Raw genomic sequence first — 287 nt, 5'->3', positions numbered from 1 at the left:
AACTGCGTGATGCATTTGACTCCGCTGCGGCAAAACTTGAATGCGAAATTATTGAGATGGACGGAGAGCCTGACCATGTGCATCTGCTGGTTGCTTACCCGCCAAAACTGGCGGTCAGTGTGATGGTCAACAATCTGAAATCAGTATCGTCGCGCCTGCTGCGCCAGCAAAACACACATTTACGGACACAAAGTAAAACGGGGACTTTTGTGGTCAAGGTCGTACTTTGTCTGTAGCACCGGAGGGGCAACGATTGAAACACTCAGAGCCTACGTTCAGAGCCAGTC

1 pseudogene is annotated in these 287 nt (G+C 50.5%); it reads left to right on the top strand.

The features are described 5' to 3' along the window. Positions 1 to 287 (top strand): annotated as a pseudogene (tnpA, locus tag BHE89_RS26765) (IS200/IS605 family transposase); the annotation flags it as partial.

Source organism: Shigella sp. FC1967 (genome assembly GCF_001743005.1).
GTDB lineage: Bacteria > Pseudomonadota > Gammaproteobacteria > Enterobacterales > Enterobacteriaceae > Proteus.
Note: the sequence above shows the minus strand (reverse complement) of the source record. Positions and strands in the feature narration are given on the sequence as shown.